Below are 15,757 nucleotides of genomic sequence, written 5' to 3'. Positions count from 1 at the left end.
GCTAGGCGCCACGCCCCCACCTTCTTTACCTTGCTCGACCGGTATCCATGACAACTCTGCGCACTTTTTTAGCCACTGCCCTGCTAGGCCTGACCCTTTGTGTGGGCAGCGTTTACGCCGCCGATGCGCCCAGCGCCGAGGCCATCCAGCAAACCCTGGACAAGCTGCCCGACCGCAAGCTGCCCGACGCCGACATGAAGGCGCTGCAGACCATCCTGCAACAGACCCTGACCTACCTGGGCAACAAGCAGGATTACGAGCAGCGCCTCACCGACCTCAAGCGCCAGCTGGAAGACGCCCCGCGCCAGACCACCGATAACCAGCGCGAACTGGTGCGGCTCAAGGCCACCAAAGTCATCCCGGTGGCGCAACGCTATGCCACGCTGCCCGTGCCGCAGCTCGAACAATTGCTGGTGCAGCGCACGACCCAGCAAGGCGACCTGCAAAAGGACATGGCGGATGCCAACAGCATGTCCATCGCCGCCCAGACCCGCCCCGAGCGCGCCCAAACCGAAATCAGCAACAGCCAGACCCGCATCCAGCAGATCAACGCCACCCTTAAAGCCGGCAAAGATAACGGCAAGCCCCTCACGGGCGACCAGCGCAACCTGCTGAACGCCGAACTCGCCGCCCTCAACGCCTTGATTCCGCTGCGCCGCCAGGAACTGGCGGGCAACAGCCAACTGCAAGACCTGGGCAATAGCCAACGCGACCTGGCGACCGAGAAGACCAGCCGCCTGGAACAGGAAATCCAGGACCTGCAAACCCTGATCAACCAGAAACGCCTGGCCCAGTCCCAGCAGACCGTGACCCAGCAGTCCATCGAGGCGCAAAAAACCGGCGGCAGCAGCCTGTTGGCCACCGAAAGCGCGGCCAACCTGAAGCTCTCCGACTACCTGCTCAAGAGCACCGACCGCCTCAATGACCTGACCCAGAAAAACCTGCAGACCAAGCAGCAACTGGACACCGTGACCCAAAGCGACTCGGCACTCGATGAGCAAATCAACGTGCTCAAGGGCAGCCTGCTGCTCTCCAAGATTCTTTATAAGCAAAAACAGGCACTGCCGCGCCTCACCGTGGACCGCGACCTGGCGGACGACATCGCCAACATTCGCCTGTACCAGTTCGAGATCAACCAGCAGCGCGAGGCGATCAGTTCGCCCAGCGCCTATGTGGATAACTTGCTGGCCAACCAGCCGCCGGAAGACGTCACCCCGCAACTGCGCCGCACCCTGCTGGAGCTGGCAATTACCCGCAGCGACCTGCTGGAGCGCCTGAGCCGTGAGCTGAGCGCGCTGCTGAACGAATCGATCACCCTGCAACTGAACCAGAAACAACTGCTCAGCACCGCCACCACTCTGCGCGCGACGCTGGACGAGCAAATGTTCTGGATCCCCAGCAACAAGCCGTTGGACACCGAGTGGCTGGAAACCGTACCGGCACACCTGAGCAAGCAAATCACCACCCTGCCGTGGGCCTCCAGCGTCAGCGAACTGTACGACGGCCTGACCCAGCGCCCGCTGCTGTTCCTGCCGTTGCTGCTGTTGATCGGCGCACTGCTATGGCGGCGCAAGGCGCTTTACCAGCGCCTCAACAAAGTCCACCTGGACATCGGCCACTTCAAGCGCGACAGCCAGTGGCACACGCCGCAGGCCATCCTGATCAATATCCTGCTGGCGATGCCGGTTTCCCTGGGCCTGGCGCTGTGCGGCTACGCACTGCAGATCGACGCCCGTGGGCAGAACGCCAACCTCGGCTCGGCCCTGCTGCAGATCGCCCAGGCGTGGCTGGTGTTCTACACCGCTTACCGGATCCTCGCGTCGGGCGGCGTGGCGGAACTGCACTTCCGCTGGGAAAAACCCCAAGTCGAATTCCTGCAAGGCTGGGTGCGCAAGCTCGGGCTGGTGGTACTGGCCCTGGTGGCCGTGGTGGCCATTGCCGAACACCAACCGGCGGCGCTGGCCGACGACGTGCTGGGTATCGGCGTGGTGCTGACCTGCTACGCGCTGATGGCCTGGCTGCTGGGCCGCCTGCTGCTGCACAGCCCGACCCACGAAAAAGCCTCGCTGTTTCGCAAAGCCGTGGGCCTGGTGTTTACCGCCCTGCCCGTCGCCCTGTTTATCGCTGTGTGCTTTGGCTACTACTACACCGCGCTCAAACTCAGCGACCGCCTGATCAACACCCTGTACCTGCTGATGTTCTGGCTGGTGATCGAAGCCACCTTCGTACGCGGCCTGGGCGTCGCCGCACGGCGACTGGCTTACGCGCGTGCCCTGGCCAAACGCCAGGCGGCCAAGGAAGCCGGTGATGGCGAAGCGGTGATCGAAGAACCGACCCTGGACATCGAACAGGTCAACGAACAGTCGATGCGCCTGATCCGCCTGGCCTTGCTCGGCGGCTTTATCGCCGCGCTGTACTGGGTGTGGAAAGACCTGATCACCGTGTTCTCCTACCTGGACAACGTGACGCTCTACGAATACACCAGCGGCACCGGTGCCAATATCAGCATGGTGCCGATCAGCATCGGCGACTTGCTCGGTGCGTCGATCATCGTCGGCATCACCTTCGCCCTGGCGCGCAACTTGCCCGGTTTGCTGGAAGTACTGGTGCTGTCCAAGCTGGATTTGGCCCAAGGCAGCGCCTACGCCACCACCACCTTGCTGTCGTATGTGATTGCCGGCGTCGGCTTCGTCTCCACCCTGTCCACCCTCGGCGTGAGCTGGGACAAGTTGCAATGGCTGGTGGCGGCGCTGTCGGTGGGGTTGGGTTTCGGGATGCAGGAGATCTTCGCCAACTTCATCTCCGGCATCATGATCCTGTTCGAGCGCCCGGTGCGTATCGGCGACACCATCACCATCGGCAACCTGTCGGGCACGGTGAGCAAGATCCGCATCCGCGCGACGACCATCACCGACTTCGACCGCAAGGACATCATTGTCCCGAACAAGACGTTTATTACCGGGCAACTGATCAACTGGTCGCTGACCGACACCATCACCCGAGTCACGCTGAAACTCGGTGTGGACTACGGCTCCGACCTCGACCTGGTGAAGGAACTGCTGCTCAAGGCCGCGCGCGAAAACCCACGGGTGCTCAAAGAGCCGGAACCCCACGTGTACTTCCTCAACTTCGGCGAAAGCACCCTCGACCACGAACTGCGCATGCACGTGCGCGACCTCGGTGACCGCAACCCGGTGATCGACGAGGTGAACCGCTTTATCAACCGCGAGTTCAAGAACCACCACATCAACATCTCGTTCCGCCAGATGGAGGTCTACCTCAAGAACCTCCATGGCCAGGAATACAAACTGGTGGAAGTCGACACCCCGGCCAAACCCGCCAACGACGGCGGCGTGCAGGAACCGCCGCCGAGCAAACTCGACTAACGCGCCTATCCCCAGCAGAATGCTCGGACATTCTGCTGGAGATGGCCGGTGAAAGCCCTCGACGAACTGACCTTCGACAACCGCTTCGCACGCCTGGGCGACGCGTTCTCAACCCACGTATTGCCTGACCCCCTCGACGAACCGCGCCTTGTGGTGGCGAGCAGCGCCGCCATGGCCCTGCTCGACCTCGACCCGGCCGTGGCCGAAACACCAGTGTTTGCCGGGCTGTTCAGCGGGCACAAGCTGTGGGCCGAAGCGGAACCACGGGCGATGGTCTATTCGGGGCACCAGTTCGGTGGCTACTCCCCGCAACTGGGCGATGGCCGTGGGTTGCTGCTGGGCGAGGTGTACAACGAGGCCGGCGAGCATTGGGACCTGCACCTCAAAGGCGCCGGGCTCACGCCTTACTCGCGCATGGGCGATGGCCGCGCGGTGCTGCGCTCTTCGATCCGTGAGTTTCTCGCCTCCGAAGCCCTGCACGCCTTGGGCATCCCCAGCAGCCGCGCCTTATGCGTGATCGGCTCCGACACGCCGGTGTGGCGTGAGAAACAGGAACGCGGCGCCATGGTGTTGCGCCTGGCGCACAGCCATGTGCGCTTCGGGCATTTCGAGTATTTCTACTACACCAAGAAGCCCGAGCAGCAGAAAGAATTGGCTGAACACGTGCTTTCGTTGCACTACCCCGAGTGCATGGAGCAGCCCGAGCCTTACCTGGCAATGTTCCGCGAAATCGTCGAGCGCAATGCCGAGATGATCGCCAAATGGCAGGCGTACGGTTTTTGCCACGGTGTGATGAACACTGACAACATGTCGATCCTGGGCATCACCTTCGACTTCGGGCCGTTTGCGTTCCTCGATGACTTTGACGCGCACTTCATCTGCAACCACTCCGATCACGAAGGCCGTTACTCCTTCAGCAACCAGGTACCGATTGGGCAGTGGAACCTCAGCGCACTGGCCCAGGCACTCACGCCGTTTATCAGCGTCGACGCCTTGAAAGAAACCCTTGGCCTGTACCTGCCGCTGTACCAGGCCCACTACCTGGACCTGATGCGCCGCCGACTGGGGCTGACCACGGCTGAAGACGATGACCAGAAACTGGTGGAGCGCCTGCTCAAGCTGATGCAGAACAGTGGCGTGGACTACACGCTGTTCTTCCGCCGCCTGGGCGATGAACCTGCAGCGCTGGCCGTGGCGCGGCTGCGTGATGACTTCGTCGACCACGCCGGTTTTGACGCCTGGGCCGAACAGTACACAGCCCGCGTTGCACGAGACGGGGACTACAGCGAAGCGCAACGCCGCGAGCGCATGCACGCGGTAAACCCGCTGTACATCCTGCGCAACTACCTGGCACAAAACGCCATCGCTGCCGCCGAGTCAGGCGATTACAGCGAAGTGCGGCGGCTGCATGAGGTACTGAGCAAGCCGTTTGAAGAGCAGGCGGGGATGGAGCAATACGCCCAGCGGCCGCCGGATTGGGGCAAGCATTTGGAGATTAGTTGTTCATCGTAATGCCTCAGATGATCGTTCCCACGCTCTGCGTGGGAATGCCACCTGGGACGCTCCGCGTCCCGCCTTTGGCAATGATCTGCATCTGCGCACGGGTGACGCGGAGCGTCACGGGATGCATTACCACGCGGAGCGTGGGAACGATCATATAACGGCACTAAATAAAGGTTTCTACTGTTACGCCAAAACGTTCGGTCAACCAACGAATTTGCCGCTGGTTGAGCTTACGCTTACCGCTCAAAATTTCCGAAACAACCGACTGTGTTCCTACTCCTGGCAGATCACTCTGGTTCAAACCGTGCTCGCGCATCATTGCGCGCAGCACGTCGACACCACTGGCGACAGGCATTGGGCGGTGCTCGTGATCGTAGGCTTCGATCCAGTCACCGATGAGGTCCACCAACCCCATAAGAGGATGAGTTTCGTCTTCCCCAACGATATCCAGTAATTCATCGAGCGCCTCGGCCAAGGTGTCGTAGTTCGCCTCGGACTGGGGTTTGCTCAGCAGCGGCGAGACAAAGGGCCAGTGTTCAATCACCCGCTTCAAGTTGTCGTTCATGTTTCATCCTTTTCATCTGGTCTTGATAAACCTCGTTGCCGGCTCCAGATTGAACCTATTGGCCACATCCAAGGAGCCCCCGATGTCCGAACCTCTTGTAATCCCCTGCCCACATTGCAACGGCCTCAACCGCATCCCCGGCGAACGCCTGGGTGATGCGCCCAAATGCGGGCGCTGCAAGCAGCCTGTGTTGCTGAGCAAGCCTTTTGAATTGAAACAAGGCGACTACGCCAGTCAGATCAAGGGCGACCTGCCGCTGCTGGTGGATGTGTGGGCTGACTGGTGCGGGCCGTGCAAGTCGTTTGCGCCGGTGTTTGAGCAGGCGGCTGGGCAGTTGGAAGGCAAGTGCCGGTTGGCCAAGCTGGACAGTGAGGCCAATCAGCAATTGTCGGCGCAGTTGGGGATTCGCTCGATTCCCAGTTTGATTCTGTTCAAGAACGGCCGCGAAGTGGCGCGCCAGAGTGGGGCGTTTCCGTTGCCGCAGTTGATGAGTTGGTTGCGTAGCCAAGGGGTGTAAACCAGTCCGCCCATCAACTGGATCAACTGTGGGAGCTGGCTTGCCTGCGATGGCATCACCTCGGTGTACCTGGCAGACCGAGTTGCCTGCATCGCAGGCAAGCCAGCTCCCACAGTGATTGTGTTTTAGGCTTGGGCTAAGGGGGCTTCGCGGTCCATCATCTGGCCTACGAGTTGTACGCCGAGTTCGCTTAATTGATGGATGGCCAGGGCGACATCGCGGTGTTCGCCGGTGAGGTCGTTGGATAGTTTGAGTAGTAGCGTGCGCACGGAAGAGAAGGTTTCGTAGCTGTTAAGCACGAGGGTTTCGGTGGGGAGGTTGGGTGCAACGGTATAAAGGTTAACCATGGATCGTCTCCGAGTAGGGGGACGTCTCACCACGGGCTACTAAACCCGATCACTGAACATTCAGCGACCGAAGAACCTTAAAGACGCCCATCCAGACGCACAAGCCGGGCGATTCTGGCTTATCTGTAGGCAGCGAGACAAGGCACAACCCCGCTTGCCAGACGCTTCCTACAGCCTTTGTGGGAACAATCCAAATCCCCTATCGGAATGCAAAACCAAAATGTGGGAGCTGGCTTGCCTGCGATAGCATCACCTCGGTCTAACTGGCAGACCGAGTTGCCTGCATCGCAGGCAAGCCAGCTCCCACAGAGGGATGGGTGTAGTGTTTAGATCAGGCGTTTTCCAGCAGGTTATGCAACTCCACAAACTGCTGCGTCAGCTTGTGCCGAGGGTCCAGGTGGATCAGCGGTTTGTTTTCCTGATGCGACTCGCGCATGCGCACGGAGCTGGCCAGGTACACCGGCAGCACCGGCAGGCCTTCGGCAATCAGTTCGTCGAGCATCTGCTGCGGCAGGCTCGCCCGAGCCTGGAACTGGTTGACCACGATGCCTTCCACTTCCAGGCCTTCGTTGTGGTCTTCCTTCAGTTCTTCGATTTCCGCCAGCAGGCCATACAGCGCCTGGCGCGAGAAGCTGTCGCAATCGAAGGGGATCAGCACACGATCAGCGGCAATCAACGCCGAAACCGCATAGAAGTTCAGCGCCGGCGGGGTATCCAGGTAAATCCGGTCGTAATCCTCGCTCAGCTCATCCAGCAGCTTTCGCAGCTTGTTGATCTTGTGCTTGGCCTCAAGCTTGGGCTGCAGGTCCGCAAGCTCCGCGGTCGCGGTGATGACGTGCAGGTTATCGAACGGCGTTTCGTAGATGTCCACGCGGTTTTTCTTGGAGAACGGCCCGGAAGACAGGGTTTGCTTGAAGAACTCGGCAATGCCCATCGGGATATCGTCGCCGGTCAGCCCGGTGAGGTACTGGGTTGAGTTGGCCTGTGCATCGAGGTCCACCAACAGGGTTCGATAGCCTTCACTGGCGCTGACCGCCGCCAGGTTGCAGGCGATGCTGGACTTGCCAACGCCGCCTTTCTGATTGAACACCACACGCCGCATGGAAAAACCTCCGTGTATCAATGAATGTCCGAGTGTAGAGGGCAAAAGCGCCTGTTAGCTACCTCGTTCATCCATGCACGGCTGCATCGGTGGGCCAATTCGCTTCGACCGTCATACGTCGCCTACACATGAACAGGAACTGTCCTACAACCCAAATCAACCCCGGGTAAAGGACAATCTGTAAATCCTTGCCGCCAAATTGTAATCAGCCGTGAACAATTCTTTACCAAAGTTTGCTAGAACCCCGCAGCACCGGGATAATGCGCGCCATTCGGCGATTGCTCCCTGTCCCGGTATTCGGGGCCAATGGCCGCACATGGAAGCCCGCAGGGGCGGGATATCTTCTCAGTGATCACTTTCAACATCGCCCAATGGCGCGCCTGGGCGCCCAGCCTGGAAAGTGCGGACGACTGGCACGCCTGGTGCCAGGCCCCGGTGTTGCTGCCCGCCAGCGAAGAATCCCCCGATGTGTCCTTCCTGCCGGCCATGCAGCGTCGGCGCCTGAGCCGCCTGGCGCGCATGGCGTTCAGCGTGGGTTGGCCGCTGGCCGAAGGCCGTGAAGACCTGCCACTGGTGTTTATTTCCCGGCACGGCGAAACCCCGCGCACCCTCGACATCCTCAGCGACCTGGCCAATGAGCAGCCGCTGTCGCCGACCCAGTTCAGCCTGTCGGTGCATAACGCAGTGATTGGCCTGTGGTCGATCCTGCGCAATGAAACCAGCGAAATGACCGCCCTCGCCGCCGCCGGCGATGGCCTGGAGCACGGCATGCTTGAGGCCGCCGCGCTGCTCAACGAAGGCGCCCCGGCAGTATTGCTGGTGATTACCGAAGAACAGCCGCCCGCGGCCTACGCCAGCTGGATTAATGACGTGCCCTTCCCCTACGCCGTCGGCCTGCTGCTGACACCGGGCGACGAGTGGCGATTGGAACTAAACAGCGGCGCTGTCCAACTCACTCAAACAACTCAGTGGCCCCATGCCCTGAACCTGCTGCGCACCCTGCTCACTGAACAGGTCGCCTGCCAACATGCCTGGAAGAACCGTGTATGGAACTGGCAACGCAAGCCCTGACCGACAAACCACGGGACGCCTACTACTGGCGCCTGTTCGCCACCGCCGCCAGCTTCTTCATGTTCGGCGTCGGCGGGCTGTGCCTGCGTTTACTGGTGTTCCCGTTGCTCAGCTGCCTGCCGGGCAGCGCGGCAAAACACCAGCGCCGCGCTCGCCACACCATCAGCAAACTGTTCTGGTTCTTCATCCGCCTGATGCAACGCGTCGGCGTGCTGACCTACAGCGTCGAAGGCGCAGAAAAACTCGGCCGCCCAGGCCAGATGATCATCGCCAACCACCCGTCGCTGATCGACGTGGTGTTTTTGATCGGCCTGACGCGCCAGACCAATTGCGTGGTCAAGCAAAGCCTGTTCCAGAACCCGTTCACCCGCGGGCCGGTGCGCGATGCGGGCTATATCAGCAATGACGGCAGCGCCGACATGCTCGATGCCGCCGCCAGTGCCCTGCGCGAGGGCCAAACCTTGATCATCTTCCCCGAAGGCACCCGTACCACGCCCGGCGCGGCACCCGCCTTTCATCGCGGTGGCGCCGCCATTGCACTGCGCGGTGCGACAATCATCACCCCAGTGGTGATCAAGGTCAGCCCCACCACCCTGACCAAGGCAGAACCCTGGTACCGCATTCCCAAACGTCGATTTCATTTCAGTTTGCGCGTGGGTGCCGATATAGAACCACACGCCTTTGCCGCACTCGGGCCCGCGCCCCAGGCTTCACGCAAGCTCAACGATTACCTGCACCACTATTTTATTAAGGAGCTCGCCGAAGATGAGCGACCAACACCGCCTTGAGCACGACATAAAGACGCTGATCATCGAGGCCCTGGGCCTGGAAGACATCAGCGTCGACGACATCGGCAGCGAACAAACCCTGTTCGGCGAAGGCCTGGGCCTGGATTCGGTCGACGCCCTGGAATTGGGCCTGGCGATCCAGAAAAAGTACGGCATCAAGATCGATGCCGACGCCAAAGACACGCGCAATCACTTCACCAACGTGGCCAGCCTTGCGGCGTTCGTCACGGCCAGACAGGTAGCTTGAGACCGGACCATGCAAACTCGTGACGATATTTTCAACACCCTGCGCGACGCCTTGGTGGAACTGTTTGAACTGGAACCCGAACGCGTCACGCTCGACGCCAACCTGTACCAGGACCTGGAAATCGACAGCATCGACGCCGTTGACCTGATCGACCATATCAAGCGCCAGACCGGCAAGAAGATCGCCGCCGAAGAATTCAAGACGGTGCGCACCGTAAACGACGTGGTTGAGGCGGTGTACCGTCTGGTCACGCCTGCCGCATGAGCCGGCTGATCGGCCTTGGCCTGTTGCTGGCGGGGCTGCTGTACCCTTTTGCGGTGTATTACGGCACCGAGCACTTTGCGCCGTGGCAATTCGGCCTGTTGCTGGGCAGCCTGTGGCTGTTGCGCGTGCTGACCGGTGCACGGCGCCCCGGCAGCCGCTGGATGGCAGTGGCGGTGATCGTGTTTTGCCTGTTGCTGGCCTGGTTCGACAACCCGCAGTTGCTGCGCTGGTATCCGAGCCTGGTCAGCGCGTTCATGCTGGCGCTGTTCGGCCTGAGCCTGAAATACGGCCCGCCGATGGTCGAGCGCCTGGCGCGCATGAGCGACCCGCAACTGCCGCCCAGCGCGGTGGTGTATACGCGCCAGGTCACCGTGGTGTGGAGTGTGTTTTTTCTGTGTAATGGCCTGCTCGCCGCCGCCCTCACCCTGTGGGCGCCGCTGAGCTGGTGGACGTTGTACAACGGCCTGATCGCCTACGGGCTGATGGGGTTGTTGTTTGCCGTGGAATGGCTGGTACGACAAAGGGTTCGAGGCCGCGTATGAAAGGGTTGAAACTTGAGCACCTGTTGCTTGAGCCGCTGGAACACCGTTTGGTCACCACCGAACCTGAGATGAATCACGCCCAGCTATGGGAGCAATCCCTGAGCCTGGCGGCGGGCCTGCAGGCGCGCGGCATCCAGCGTTTGGCCGTGCACCTGGAAGACGCAGGCACCCTGGCCATCGCCCTGCTGGGCGCCTGGCGCGCCGGGGTCAGCGTGTTGCTGCCCGCCGACCTGCAAGCGCAAACCCGTCAGCGCTGGGACGCCGCCGTGGACGCCTGGCTGGTTGAAGCCGCCGACCTCGACGCGCTGTATCAGGCGCCGTTGAGCGCTGCGGCTCTCGACCTGGACACCTGCCAACTGAGCCTGTGCACCTCCGGCTCCAGCGGCGAGCCCAAGCGTATCGACAAAACCCTGCGCCAATTGGCCAACGAAGTAGAGGCGCTGGAAGCCTTGTGGGGCGCCGACCTTACCGACGCGTGCATCATCGGCAGCGTTGCCACCCAACACATCTACGGTTTGTTGTTCCGGGTGCTATGGCCGCTGTGTGCCGGTCGCACCTTTGTGCGCAAACAACTGGCCTTCCCCGAAGACCTGCAGCGCGCCAGCCGCGAGCACTCACAATTCGCCTGGGTCGCCAGCCCTGCGCTGCTCAAGCGCATGGGCGACAACCTCGACTGGCCGGCGCTGAGCCAGGTGTCGCGGGTATTTTCGTCCGGTGGCGCGTTGCCGATTGAGGCGGCTGCCAGCCTGTACGACCGCTTGCAGCAATGGCCGACGGAAATCCTCGGCAGCTCGGAAACCGGTGGCATTGCCTGGCGCCAAGGCGCACAGCCGTGGCAACCATTTGCCGAGGTCGAGCTGAGCCAGGATGCCGACGGCGCGCTGCGCATTGCCTCGCCTTACCTGCCGGCCGGGCATATCGAACAGACCGCCGACGCCGCCCGCATTCATTCCGATGGCCGCTTTGAGCTGCTCGGCCGCCTGGACCGCATCGTCAAGCTGGAAGAAAAACGCATCTCCCTGCCGATGCTCGAACAAGCGCTGATGGCCCACGCCTGGGTCGCCGACACCCGCCTGGGCGTGGTACAGGAAAACCGTGCCTCCCTCGGCGCGCTGGTGGTGCTGAGCGCCGACGGCCTGCATGCCCTGCGCAATCAGGGCCGCCGCACCGTCACCCAAACCCTGCGCCAGCATTTGAGCCAACATTGCGAAGCACTGGCGCTGCCACGTCGCTGGCGGTTGCTGCGCCAGTTGCCGCTGAACAGCCAGGGCAAGCTGCCGCAGGCCGAGGTAGAGGCGTTGCTGCTGGCACCCCGGCCAAAAGCGCCGGAAGTGCTGGAGCAAGTCGAGGCTGACGGCGAATGGACCGTGCAACTGAGTATCCCGCCGGACCTGGCGTATTTCAGCGGCCACTTCCCGGTCACGCCGGTGTTGCCGGGGGTGGTGCAAGTGGAATGGGCGTTCAACCTCGGCCAGCAACTGCTGGATGTGCCCACGACCTTTGCCGGCATGGAAGTGCTCAAATTCCAGCAACTGGTGCGCCCCGGCGACCAGGTTGAACTGCACCTGCGCTTCGACCCGGCACGCGGCAAGCTGTACTTCGCCTACCGCAACGGCGTGGCGGCCTGCTCCAGTGGCCGCATTCAACTGGTGGCCGTGCATGCATAATCCAGGTGAGCGCTTCGCGCTCAATCGCGGGCAAGCCCGCTCCCACATGTTGCCGTGTGAACACATTCTAATGTGGGAGCTGGCTTGCCTGCGATGCAGGCGACTCGGTCCATCAGGTGCCCACCCTCATGCATAACCCCTGCGCCCTGATCCCGGTCTACAACCATGAAGCCGCCGTGCCCGCCGTGGTCCACAGCCTGTTGAACAGCGGCCTGCCATGCCTGCTCGTCGACGACGGCAGCAGCCCGGCCTGCGCAGCGGTACTGGCGCAATTGGCGACACTCGAACACGTCACCCTGCTGACCTTGCCCAACAACCAGGGCAAAGGCGGTGCGGTGATGGCCGGTTTCCGCGAAGCCGCGCGCCTGGGCTTCAGCCACGCCCTGCAAGTGGACGCCGACGGCCAGCACGACCTGCGCGAAGTCGAGAGCTTCCTCGACGCCTCGCGCACGCACCCAGACGCGGTGATCTGCGGCTACCCCGAATACGACGACAGCGTGCCCAAAGGCCGCCTCTACGCACGCTACCTGACCCACGTGTGGGTGTGGATCAACACCTTGTCACTGCAAATTCGCGATTCGATGTGCGGCTTTCGCGTGTACCCGCTGGCGCCCACATTAGCCTTGATGAACACGGCCTACATCGGCACGCGCATGGATTTCGACTCCGACATCCTGGTGCGCCTGGCCTGGCGTAACCAGCCGATGCGCTGGCTGCCGACCCAGGTGCATTACCCCGCCGACGGCTTGTCGCACTTCCGCCTGTTCCGCGACAACGTGCGCATTTCGGCCATGCACACGCGGCTGTTCTTCGGCATGTTGGTACGCGCGCCGATGATCCTGTGGCGACGGTGGCAGGCATGAGCGACAGCAACAAACACTGGGCGGACCGCGAAGAGCGCGGCAGCTTCTGGCTGATGAAACTCACCGCCGTCGCCGCCAAAGTCCTCGGCCGCCGCCTGCTGAGCCCGCTGCTGTATGGCATCGTGTTGTACTTCTTCCTGTTCGGCCGCACCGCGCGCCACAGCGCCTGGGAATACCAGCAGCGCCTGGCCGCCTGGAGCGGGCGCGATGAGCTGCGGCCTTCGCATAAAAGCGTCTTCGGCCAGTTCATGGCATTTGCCGACTCGTTGCTCGACAAGCTCGACGTGTGGAACGGCAAGCTGCGCATCGAACAGATCGAAATCAACGACCCGGCGCAGTTGCGCGGGCAACTGCGCGGCGAGCGCGGGCAGATGCTGGTCGGCGCGCACTTGGGCAACCTCGAAGTGTGCCGTGCGCTGGCCGAGATCGGCGAACAAGTCACCATGAATGTACTGGTGCACACCAAGCACGCCGAGCAATTCAACCGCCTGCTGGGCGAAGCCGGGGCCACGCATTTGCGCCTGATCCAGGTCAGCGAACTGGACCCGGCGACCATGCTGCTGCTCAGCCAGCGCCTGGACGACGGCGAGTGGCTGGCGATTGCCGGCGACCGCGTGCCACTGCACGGCGGGCGCAAGGTGCGCGTGGATTTCCTCGGCCATGACGCGGCGTTCCCGCAAGGTCCGTGGCTGCTGGCCGGGCTGCTCAAATGCCCGGTGAACCTGCTGATGTGCCTCAAGCACGACGGCCGCTATCGCCTGAGCATCGAGCCGTTCGCGCAATTGATCGAATGGAAGCGCAGCACCCGCGAGCAGGTCATCGCCCTGTGGACCGCGCGCTACGCCGCACGCCTGGGCCAGTTCTGCCTGCAAGCGCCCCAACAATGGTTCAACTTTTACCCTTTCTGGAAGACCGATGACGACGCATCTTGAGCCGGTAACCTTTGGCGAACGCGCTTTGCGCATTGAAGACGTGCTGGCCTTGGCCAACCGTCAGGCGCCCACGCAGTTGCAGGGCGACGCTGCGTACCGCCAGCGCATTGCCAAAGGCGCGCAGTTCCTCGACTCGCTGCTGGACAAGGAAGGCGTGATCTACGGCGTCACCACCGGCTACGGCGACTCGTGCGTGGTGGCCGTGCCGTTGCAGCACGTCGAGGCGTTGCCGCGTCACCTGTATACCTTTCACGGTTGCGGGCTGGGCAAGTTGCTCGACGCCCAAGCCACCCGCGCGGTGCTGGCGGCGCGTTTGCAGTCGCTGTGCCACGGCGTTTCCGGCGTACGTGTGGAGTTGCTGGAGCGCCTGCACGCGTTTCTCGAACACGATGTGCTGCCGCTGATTCCGGAAGAAGGCTCGGTGGGCGCCAGCGGCGATTTGACGCCGCTGTCCTACGTGGCCGCGACCTTGTCCGGCGAGCGGGAAGTGATGTTCCGTGGTGAGCGCCGCCAGGCCGCCGATGTGCACCGCGAACTCGGTTGGGAGCCGCTGGTATTGCGCCCCAAAGAAGCCCTGGCCTTGATGAACGGCACCGCCGTGATGACCGGTTTGGCCTGCCTGGCCTTCGCCCGCGCCGATTACCTGCTGCAACTGGCCACGCGCATCACTGCGCTGAACGTGGTGGCGCTGCAAGGCAACCCGGAACACTTCGACGAACGCCTGTTCGCCGCCAAGCCGCACCCAGGCCAGATGCAAGTTGCCGCGTGGCTGCGCAAAGACCTGGCGATTGATGCGCCGACCGCGCCGCTGCACCGCCTGCAGGACCGTTATTCGCTGCGCTGCGCGCCCCACGTGCTGGGCGTGCTGGCCGACAGCCTGAACTGGCTGCGTTCGTTTATCGAAATCGAACTGAACAGCGCCAACGACAACCCGATCATCGACGCCGAAGAAGAGCGCGTGCTGCACGGCGGGCACTTCTACGGCGGGCACATTGCCTTTGCCATGGACAGCCTCAAGACCTTGGTGGCCAACGTCGCCGACCTGCTCGACCGCCAGCTCGCCTTGCTGGTGGACGTGCGTTACAACCACGGCCTGCCGAGCAACTTGTCTGGCTCACCGGCTGACCGCGCGATGATCAACCACGGCTTTAAGGCCGTGCAGATCGGCACCAGCGCCTGGACCGCCGAAGCGTTGAAAAACACCATGCCGGCCAGCGTGTTCTCGCGCTCCACCGAGTGCCACAACCAGGACAAAGTGAGCATGGGCACCATCGCCGCCCGCGATGCGATCCGCGTGCTGGAGCTGACCGAACAAGTCGCCGCCGCCACGCTGCTCGCGGCCAACCAAGGCGTGTGGCTGCGCGCCCAGGCTGAAGATGCACGCGCCCTGCCGCCGGCCTTGGCCGCCATGCATGCAGAACTGGCCAAGGACTTCCCGCCGGTCATCGAAGACCGTGCGCTGGAAGGCGAACTGCGCCTGTGCCTGAAACGTATCGCCGAGCAACACTGGAGGCTGCATGCGTAGCCAGGGCGTGCTGCATTGCGACACTGAAATCCTCGTGCCGTTTTTCGACGTCGACACCATGAACGTCGTCTGGCACGGGCATTACGTGAAGTACCTGGAAGTGGCGCGCTGTGCGCTGCTGGACAAGCTCGGCCACAACTACACGGCAATGCTCGAATCCGGCTACGCCTGGCCGGTGATCGACATGCAACTGCGCTACGTGCGCGGCGCGGTGTTCGGCCAGACGATCAATGTGCGCGCCAGTTTGGTGGAGTGGGAGAACCGTTTGAAGGTCAATTACCTGATCACCGATTTGGCCAGCGGCGAACGCCTGACCCGCGCCAGCACCGTGCAAGTGGCGGTAGAAATCGCCAGCCGCGAGATGCAACTCGCCTCCCCCAAAATATTTACAGACGCCGTAGAGAGAGCCCTGAAATGCTGACTCCTGTGGGAGCGGGC

The 15,757-nt window shown here is 62.3% G+C and carries 16 protein-coding genes; 13 read left to right on the top strand and 3 right to left on the bottom strand.

Features of this window, described 5'->3' with window-relative positions:
* Positions 1-47 precede the first annotated feature (47 nt).
* On the top strand, positions 48-3,386 hold the full coding sequence (gene mscK, locus L8I05_RS17285) for a mechanosensitive channel MscK (RefSeq protein ID WP_197625819.1): 3,339 nt from the start codon (positions 48-50) through the stop codon (positions 3,384-3,386).
* Between the two features lie 48 nt (positions 3,387-3,434).
* Positions 3,435-4,898, top strand: a complete 1,464-nt coding sequence (gene selO, locus L8I05_RS17280; protein WP_242170494.1) for a protein adenylyltransferase SelO — start codon at positions 3,435-3,437, stop codon at positions 4,896-4,898.
* A gap of 154 nt (positions 4,899-5,052) precedes the next feature.
* Here the strand turns inward: selO and L8I05_RS17275 are convergent, their stop codons facing one another.
* On the bottom strand, positions 5,053-5,454 hold the full coding sequence (locus L8I05_RS17275; RefSeq protein ID WP_242170492.1) for a transcriptional regulator: 402 nt from the start codon (positions 5,452-5,454) through the stop codon (positions 5,053-5,055).
* Between the two features lie 82 nt (positions 5,455-5,536).
* On the opposite strand from L8I05_RS17275, the gene trxC reads away from it, so the two are divergent.
* Positions 5,537-5,971 carry a thioredoxin TrxC gene (gene trxC, locus L8I05_RS17270; protein ID WP_124402846.1) on the top strand — a complete coding sequence of 145 codons (435 nt, stop codon included), beginning with the start codon at positions 5,537-5,539 and terminating at the stop codon, positions 5,969-5,971.
* Between the two features lie 125 nt (positions 5,972-6,096).
* Here trxC and L8I05_RS17265 read toward each other — a convergent pair whose 3' ends face one another.
* On the bottom strand, positions 6,097-6,318 hold the full coding sequence (locus tag L8I05_RS17265; protein WP_242170489.1) for a DUF6124 family protein: 222 nt from the start codon (positions 6,316-6,318) through the stop codon (positions 6,097-6,099).
* 331 nt (positions 6,319-6,649) lie between these two features.
* Positions 6,650-7,420 carry a ParA family protein gene (locus L8I05_RS17260; protein ID WP_012721840.1) on the bottom strand — a complete coding sequence of 257 codons (771 nt, stop codon included), beginning with the start codon at positions 7,418-7,420 and terminating at the stop codon, positions 6,650-6,652.
* Between the two features lie 348 nt (positions 7,421-7,768).
* Here L8I05_RS17260 and L8I05_RS17255 point away from each other — a divergent pair, with 348 nt between their 5' ends.
* The 10 genes from L8I05_RS17255 to L8I05_RS17210 all read left to right on the top strand — a co-directional run bounded on the left by L8I05_RS17255 (position 7,769) and on the right by L8I05_RS17210 (position 15,740).
* The gene (locus L8I05_RS17255; RefSeq protein WP_242170487.1) at positions 7,769-8,491 is read left to right on the top strand and encodes a beta-ketoacyl synthase chain length factor; all 723 of its coding nucleotides are present in this window, start codon (positions 7,769-7,771) and stop codon (positions 8,489-8,491) included.
* Entirely contained in the window at positions 8,467-9,279 is an 813-nt protein-coding gene (locus L8I05_RS17250) for a lysophospholipid acyltransferase family protein (protein ID WP_242170484.1), read from the top strand. Before L8I05_RS17255 ends, L8I05_RS17250 begins: the two co-directional genes overlap by 25 nt.
* Positions 9,257-9,526: a phosphopantetheine-binding protein gene (locus L8I05_RS17245; protein WP_197625826.1), complete on the top strand. Its 270-nt coding sequence runs from the start codon at positions 9,257-9,259 to the stop codon at positions 9,524-9,526. The genes L8I05_RS17250 and L8I05_RS17245 overlap by 23 nt, the downstream gene beginning before the upstream one ends.
* Positions 9,527-9,535: 9 nt before the next feature.
* Positions 9,536-9,790 (top strand): acyl carrier protein, encoded by a 255-nt coding sequence (locus L8I05_RS17240; protein WP_159953808.1) that lies wholly within the window; start codon positions 9,536-9,538, stop codon positions 9,788-9,790.
* Positions 9,787-10,332: a hypothetical protein gene (locus tag L8I05_RS17235; RefSeq protein ID WP_242170481.1), complete on the top strand. Its 546-nt coding sequence runs from the start codon at positions 9,787-9,789 to the stop codon at positions 10,330-10,332. Before L8I05_RS17240 ends, L8I05_RS17235 begins: the two co-directional genes overlap by 4 nt.
* Positions 10,329-11,999 (top strand): acyl-CoA synthetase family protein, encoded by a 1,671-nt coding sequence (locus L8I05_RS17230; protein ID WP_242170478.1) that lies wholly within the window; start codon positions 10,329-10,331, stop codon positions 11,997-11,999. Before L8I05_RS17235 ends, L8I05_RS17230 begins: the two co-directional genes overlap by 4 nt.
* Positions 12,000-12,127: 128 nt before the next feature.
* Complete coding sequence (locus L8I05_RS17225; RefSeq protein ID WP_159953805.1) at positions 12,128-12,862, top strand: glycosyltransferase family 2 protein; 735 nt, start codon at positions 12,128-12,130, stop codon at positions 12,860-12,862.
* Complete coding sequence (locus tag L8I05_RS17220; RefSeq protein ID WP_242170475.1) at positions 12,859-13,794, top strand: glycosyl transferase; 936 nt, start codon at positions 12,859-12,861, stop codon at positions 13,792-13,794. The genes L8I05_RS17225 and L8I05_RS17220 overlap by 4 nt, the downstream gene beginning before the upstream one ends.
* Positions 13,778-15,319: an aromatic amino acid ammonia-lyase gene (locus tag L8I05_RS17215; protein WP_242170472.1), complete on the top strand. Its 1,542-nt coding sequence runs from the start codon at positions 13,778-13,780 to the stop codon at positions 15,317-15,319. Before L8I05_RS17220 ends, L8I05_RS17215 begins: the two co-directional genes overlap by 17 nt.
* On the top strand, positions 15,312-15,740 hold the full coding sequence (locus tag L8I05_RS17210) for an acyl-CoA thioesterase (protein ID WP_159953802.1): 429 nt from the start codon (positions 15,312-15,314) through the stop codon (positions 15,738-15,740). Before L8I05_RS17215 ends, L8I05_RS17210 begins: the two co-directional genes overlap by 8 nt.
* The last annotated feature ends 17 nt before the right edge of the window (positions 15,741-15,757 follow it).

Source organism: Pseudomonas sp. MONT-RG-20F-20-E-7-02 (assembly GCF_022662395.1).
Classification (GTDB): domain Bacteria; phylum Pseudomonadota; class Gammaproteobacteria; order Pseudomonadales; family Pseudomonadaceae; genus Aquipseudomonas.
The sequence above is the reverse complement of the archived record's forward strand: the minus strand, read 5'-3'. Positions and strand labels throughout refer to the sequence as shown.

Excerpts from the sequence above, each read along its gene's own strand:
- mscK (WP_197625819.1), top strand. The coding sequence starts at position 48 with ATGACAACTCTGCGCACTTTTTTAGCCACTGCCCTGCTAGGCCTGACC.
- L8I05_RS17225 (WP_159953805.1), top strand. The coding sequence starts at position 12,128 with ATGCATAACCCCTGCGCCCTGATCCCGGTCTACAACCATGAAGCCGCC.
- L8I05_RS17250 (WP_242170484.1), top strand. The coding sequence starts at position 8,467 with ATGGAACTGGCAACGCAAGCCCTGACCGACAAACCACGGGACGCCTAC.
- L8I05_RS17210 (WP_159953802.1), top strand. The coding sequence starts at position 15,312 with ATGCGTAGCCAGGGCGTGCTGCATTGCGACACTGAAATCCTCGTGCCG.
- trxC (WP_124402846.1), top strand. The coding sequence starts at position 5,537 with ATGTCCGAACCTCTTGTAATCCCCTGCCCACATTGCAACGGCCTCAAC.
- L8I05_RS17240 (WP_159953808.1), top strand. The coding sequence starts at position 9,536 with ATGCAAACTCGTGACGATATTTTCAACACCCTGCGCGACGCCTTGGTG.
- L8I05_RS17260 (WP_012721840.1), bottom strand. The coding sequence starts at position 7,420 with ATGCGGCGTGTGGTGTTCAATCAGAAAGGCGGCGTTGGCAAGTCCAGC.
- L8I05_RS17265 (WP_242170489.1), bottom strand. The coding sequence starts at position 6,318 with ATGGTTAACCTTTATACCGTTGCACCCAACCTCCCCACCGAAACCCTC.
- L8I05_RS17230 (WP_242170478.1), top strand. The coding sequence starts at position 10,329 with ATGAAAGGGTTGAAACTTGAGCACCTGTTGCTTGAGCCGCTGGAACAC.
- L8I05_RS17235 (WP_242170481.1), top strand. The coding sequence starts at position 9,787 with ATGAGCCGGCTGATCGGCCTTGGCCTGTTGCTGGCGGGGCTGCTGTAC.
- L8I05_RS17245 (WP_197625826.1), top strand. The coding sequence starts at position 9,257 with ATGAGCGACCAACACCGCCTTGAGCACGACATAAAGACGCTGATCATC.
- L8I05_RS17215 (WP_242170472.1), top strand. The coding sequence starts at position 13,778 with ATGACGACGCATCTTGAGCCGGTAACCTTTGGCGAACGCGCTTTGCGC.
- L8I05_RS17275 (WP_242170492.1), bottom strand. The coding sequence starts at position 5,454 with ATGAACGACAACTTGAAGCGGGTGATTGAACACTGGCCCTTTGTCTCG.
- L8I05_RS17220 (WP_242170475.1), top strand. The coding sequence starts at position 12,859 with ATGAGCGACAGCAACAAACACTGGGCGGACCGCGAAGAGCGCGGCAGC.